Consider the following 4,878-nt stretch of genomic DNA (forward strand, 5'->3'; position numbering starts at 1 on the left):
CCTGAAATCAAACAACTAATTGCTCAGGAAAACTATTTTGTGATTCACGCGCCGAGGCAGACAGGTAAAACTACAGCAATGCTTACCCTAGCGCAGGAACTAACGGCAAGTGGTAAGTATACTTCGGTGATGCTATCCCTAGAAGTTGGGGCGGTGTTTTCTCATGATCCTGAGTTGGCAGAGAGAGCCATATTAGATGAGTGGCAGGATGCGATTAGATTTTATTTGACACCAGAGTTACAGCCGAGTCATGGAATTTTAGGAGAATCAGGTCGTCACATCGGTGCTTTTTTGGCAGCATGGTCACAAGAATCATCGCGTCCTCTAGCCGTGTTTTTGGATGAAATTGATGCTTTGAGTGATGAGACATTGGTTTCAGTCCTGCGACAAATCCGCTCTGGGTTTCCGCGTCGTCCACAGGGATTTCCGCAGTCAGTTGCCTTGGTGGGGATGCGTGATGTGCGGGATTATAAATATGCTTCAGGAGGAAGCGATCGCCTAAATACCTCTAGTCCTTTTAATATCAAAGTGCGTTCTTTTACCTTGAGTAACTTTACTCTTGAGGATGTAAGGAATCTCTATCAGCAGCATACGGATGTCACAGGTCAAGTATTTACGCCTGAAGCGGTGAATTTAGCCTTTCATTTGACGCAGGGTCAGCCTTGGTTAGTCAATGCGATCGCAAAAGAAATTGTGGAATATATCACGAAAGATTCTACGATTCCCATTACTGCTGAGTTAGTGAATCAAGCGAAGGAAATATTAATTAAGAGACAGGATACTCATTTGGATAGTCTTGCCGAAAGACTAAGGGAAGATAGAGTCAGAGCAATTATCCAACCAATTTTATCTGGATTGGAGTTAGGAGATACTCCCGATGACGATCGCCGCTACTTATTGGACTTAGGTTTAGTGGTGAGGAGTCAGGAAGGTGGCTTAAAAATTGCTAATCCGATTTATCAAGAGGTAATTCCGAGAGTTTTATCTCAAGGTGTGCAGGATAGTCTGCCAATGATTCAACCTAGCTGGTTAAATGCTGATGGAAGTCTTAATGCTCAAGTCCTGCTTGATGCTTTTCTCAGATTCTGGCGGCAACATGGTGAGCCATTATTCAAAAGTGCCAACTATCCAGAAATTGCGCCCCATCTGGTGATGATGGCATTTTTGCATCGGGTGGTAAATGGTAATGGCACGTTGGAAAGGGAATACGCGATCGGTTCGGGAAAGATGGATATTTGTTTGCGCTATGGTAAGCAAACTATGGCAATGGAATTGAAGGTATGGGCTGATAAAAGACCTGATCCGCTTAAGGAAGGGTTGCCGCAGATCGATAAGTATTTGTCGGGTTTGAGTTTGAATACGGGTTGGTTGGTGATATTCGATCGCCGTTCTGGTTTGCCGCCGTTAAGCGATCGGACGACTACTGAAAATGTCATCAGTCCCGCAGGGCGAGAAATAATTGTGATTCGAGGCTAAAGAAAGGAATTTTTAACCTGATTGGGGTTGCCATGAGACAAATAGTTAGATACTCTAATAGTTAGTTAAAATAATTAGAATGTCTAACTATTTGGTTCTTATTATTTCTTAGTTTTATTTTTCCTTTCATTTGCGTAATTTTTGATTAAGTAAGGAGCAGTGCTAACTGTGACTAGATTGCATGAAAATAATGAGCATCATGAGGCGATAGATGTTCTTGAGCCTAACTATAGCCGTAATCATTTGATGCTAGAGACGCGATCGCTAACACGAGATTTTGGGCAAATGCGGGCGGTGGATAATGTCAATATTCAGGTCAAAGCAGGTGAGGTATTTGGCTTATTAGGTCCAAACGGTGCTGGTAAAAGTACCACAATTAAAATGCTGACGACGCTTTTACCTGCCAGTTCTGGTAATGCCGCGATCGCAGGATTAGACCTCATCCGTCACCCTTCTGAGATTCGGCGAGCGATTGGCTATGTGCCACAGTCACTATCTGCGGATGGGAGTCTTACGGGTTATGAGAATCTGTTGATTTTTTCTAAACTTTATGACATTCCTCGCAAATATCGCGAAACCCGCATCCGTGATGTATTGGAATTTATGGGTTTAGAAGAAGCTGCTCATCGGCTTGTACGAAATTATTCAGGCGGCATGATTCGTCGCTTGGAAGTAGCACAGTCAATGCTGCATCAACCTCAAGTTCTTTTTCTCGATGAGCCAACTGTGGGACTAGATCCCCTTGCCCGTAGCTATGTTTGGACATTGATGAAGCAACTACGAGAACGGTATGGAACTACGATTATTTTGACAACACATTTTCTAGAAGAAGCGGATAGTTTGTGCGATCGCGTGGCGATTATGCAGGCAGGCAAGGTAGTTATCACAGGCGTTCCTCGCGAACTCAAAGCTTCTCTTAATCGTGAGAATGCCACATTGGACGATGTATTTATCCATTACACAGGCGATCAATTAACAACAGGAGGAGGTAATTATCGTGAAACATCTAGAAATCGACGGACGGCTCAACGGTTGGGATAATTTGGCACAGGGTTCGAGACGGATTAAAAAACGTAGTCCTTGGCAGGCGATCGCCGAATTTATCAACAAAACTCTGATCATTACCGAACTGGAAGTGCGAAAACTGCGCCACGATCCTACCGATCTGATTGTGCGGGCGGTGCAGCCTGTGTTGTGGTTGCTGATCTTCGGTCAGGTATTTACCAGAATTCGGGGTATTCCTACCAATGGCTTACCCTACCTCGATTTCATGGCGGCGGGTATTCTAGCCCAAAGCGTCCTTTTTGTATCGATTTTTAGTGGTGGGATGTCGCTAATTTGGGAGCGAGATCTAGGATTAGCCCATAAATTTTTGGTTAGTCCCACCCCTCGCGCCGCTATTGTTTTAGGCAAAGGGATTGCATCGGGTGTGCGCTGTTTATCACAGGTTTTTGTGGTTTATCTCCTATCCCTAGTTTTAGGAGTGCAGCTTAACTTTAGTCCGATCGCCATGTTAGGCGTTTTACTAATGGTGATGCTGGGCGCAGCTTGTTTTTCGATTTTTTCGATTATCGTGGCATGTTTAGTCAAATCCCGTGAGGGCTTTAACGGTATGGGACAACTGATGACAATGCCCTTGTTTTTTGCCAGTCATGCCATTTATCCGATCGAGATTATGCCGCCTTGGCTGCAATTTGTATCTCGCATTAATCCCCTGACCTATCAGGTTGATGCCTTGCGGAGTGTAATGCTCCTCAATGGTACAAGCATTTATGGCTATGGCTTTGACACAGCAGTTTTGGTACTAGTCCTGATTGTCCTCACTTTTATTGGTGGTCGCCTATATCGTCAGATTGGAATGTAACGGGATAAAATGACAAAGAGTATCCCTTCGGGATACTCTTTTGCCCTGTAACAACCAATATCAGCTAAGAGTTAACTATCCCATGGGATCGAAAAAGTCAGTTCGCCAACCAGATTCAGAATCAATTACTCCAGATCTGGATTTCACATTATCTAAACAATGTGCAGCCAAAGTAATGGAAACAATTCCTTTAATAATGCGATTTATTCGGGCTGATATGCGCGATCGCAAGGCAACTGAACTATCGGTTCCCCAATTTCGGACGTTGGCTTTTTTAGATCGTAACCCTGGTGCATCCTTAGCTGAACTTTCTGAACATTTAGGCGTAACTTGTGCCACCGCCTCAGCGAATACGGAACGCCTTGTCCAACGCAATTTTGTGCATCGCTGTGACCATCCATCGGAACGTCGTCGCGTTTCCCTAAAATTGACCCCTGATGGTAAAGCCCATCTTGATGCTGCCAGAGATTTAACCCGTGCTTATATTGCCGATTTACTGGACTCCCTGAGTGAGGAACAGATCGCCAAAATCGATGACAGTTTAGCGCTTCTCTACCAAGTTTTTGAATCCAAATCTACTCCGTGAAGCATTTCCATTTTAGCTAATTAGGATAAAAATATGTGGCTTAAAGCGATCGATCATATTCAAGTTACTTCTACGCCTGAATTAGAAGCAGCGATGCTCTTCTTCTATGGTCAGGCGCTAGGATTGACCGAAATCCCCAAACCATCATCCCTACAAGCGGTTGGTGCATGGTATCAACTGGGAAATACGCAAGTTCATGTTGCCACGGAGCCAGAAATCCATAATGCTCAATCTCGGCGACATATTGCTTTTGAAGTAGAAAATCTAGAAGCTTTCCGCCAACATTTGCAAACTCTAGATGTCGAGATTATCCCCGATCGCCAACCATTAGCAAATTGCGATCGCTTTTATCTGCGTGACCCTGCTGGTAATCGAATCGAGATTCTTGAGTACCATTAACTGGGTTTAGGCATCATGCTTTAGGCTGATGCTTAAACCTTTTACAATCACTTTTAGTTATGGTTTCCACAATCAAGACTGTTTGTTAGTTTTTGTTATACTGGATACAATAGATGCAAATCTAAAAAGCTTTTCAAGTTGTGAAAAGGGAATAGGTGAGTATTATGTTCGGAAACATCAGAGAAGCTCGTTATCAAGAAGGACAACGCGATCGCGACGGGGGAGTTTTACCACGTAAAGATGATTCTGCTTACTTAGAGGGTTATCTTAAAGGTAGACCTGAAGGGTTAGATGGGGTTATGCAGTATTTTCCTACGGTAGAAGATTATCTAAAATGGAGATTAAATCATTCTAAATCTTCAAGCGTTTAATTCGCGCTACCATCCATCTTGTAACTGATGTTACGTGGAATGAAGATTGCCCTCTCCCCCCCAGCCCCCTCTCCCAGAGAGGGTAATGTGTCACATTTGTTGGAAGATATAGTAGCATGGGCAAGAATAAGTAGGAAAAAAAGATGGTATTTGAAGCAGTGGAATGTCCCACATGCGGAGGT

At 43.7% G+C, this 4,878-nt stretch carries 6 protein-coding genes; all 6 read left to right on the forward strand.

Features of this window, described 5'->3' with window-relative positions; all coding sequences use genetic code 11:
- Positions 1 to 1,476: AAA family ATPase (locus tag H6F41_RS18395; protein WP_190404915.1), on the forward strand; the 1,476-nt coding region annotated here is incomplete at its 5' end.
- A gap of 246 nt (positions 1,477 to 1,722) precedes the next feature.
- Complete coding sequence (locus H6F41_RS18400; protein ID WP_190404919.1) at positions 1,723 to 2,517, forward strand: ABC transporter ATP-binding protein; 795 nt, start codon at positions 1,723 to 1,725, stop codon at positions 2,515 to 2,517.
- Entirely contained in the window at positions 2,474 to 3,340 is an 867-nt protein-coding gene (locus H6F41_RS18405; protein WP_190404916.1) for an ABC transporter permease, read from the forward strand. The genes H6F41_RS18400 and H6F41_RS18405 overlap by 44 nt, the downstream gene beginning before the upstream one ends.
- A gap of 82 nt (positions 3,341 to 3,422) precedes the next feature.
- Positions 3,423 to 3,926 carry a MarR family winged helix-turn-helix transcriptional regulator gene (locus H6F41_RS18410; protein ID WP_199288842.1) on the forward strand — a complete coding sequence of 168 codons (504 nt, stop codon included), beginning with the start codon at positions 3,423 to 3,425 and terminating at the stop codon, positions 3,924 to 3,926.
- A gap of 33 nt (positions 3,927 to 3,959) precedes the next feature.
- Entirely contained in the window at positions 3,960 to 4,325 is a 366-nt protein-coding gene (locus H6F41_RS18415) for a VOC family protein (protein ID WP_190404917.1), read from the forward strand.
- 164 nt (positions 4,326 to 4,489) lie between these two features.
- Entirely contained in the window at positions 4,490 to 4,696 is a 207-nt protein-coding gene (locus H6F41_RS18420; protein WP_190404918.1) for a hypothetical protein, read from the forward strand.
- Positions 4,697 to 4,878: the final 182 nt, after the last annotated feature.

The sequence above is a fragment of the Pseudanabaena mucicola FACHB-723 genome (assembly GCF_014696385.1).
Classification (GTDB): domain Bacteria; phylum Cyanobacteriota; class Cyanobacteriia; order Pseudanabaenales; family Pseudanabaenaceae; genus Pseudanabaena.